The 331-nt window shown below is 48.6% G+C and carries 1 protein-coding gene; it reads left to right on the top strand.

What is annotated here, in order from left to right:
- Positions 1-331: P-loop NTPase (locus HC176_RS18305; protein WP_167920420.1), on the top strand; the 331-nt coding region annotated here is incomplete at both ends.

Raw genomic sequence — 331 nt, 5'->3', positions numbered from 1 at the left:
CTGCCAATCACGGGAGCTGTTGTGGTGAGTACACCTCAAAATGTAGCTCTTGCCGATGCCCGTAAGGGAGTGGCAATGTTCCAGCAGGAGACCATTAATGTTCCTGTGCTGGGAATCATTGAGAATATGGCTTATTTTACTCCGGAAGAATTACCCGATAATAAATACTACATTTTTGGAAGGGAAGGAGCGAAGTTACTTGCCGAAGACCTGCAGGTGCCATTCCTGGGGCAAATTCCGTTGGTGCAAAGCATCAGGGAGGCCGGCGATATAGGACATCCTGCTGCTTTGCAGGAAGGAACTCCGCTTTCTGAAGCCTTTGAAGTGCTTA

This window comes from Tamlana crocina (genome assembly GCF_012037625.1).
The sequence above is the reverse complement of the archived record's forward strand: the minus strand, read 5'-3'. Positions and strand labels throughout refer to the sequence as shown.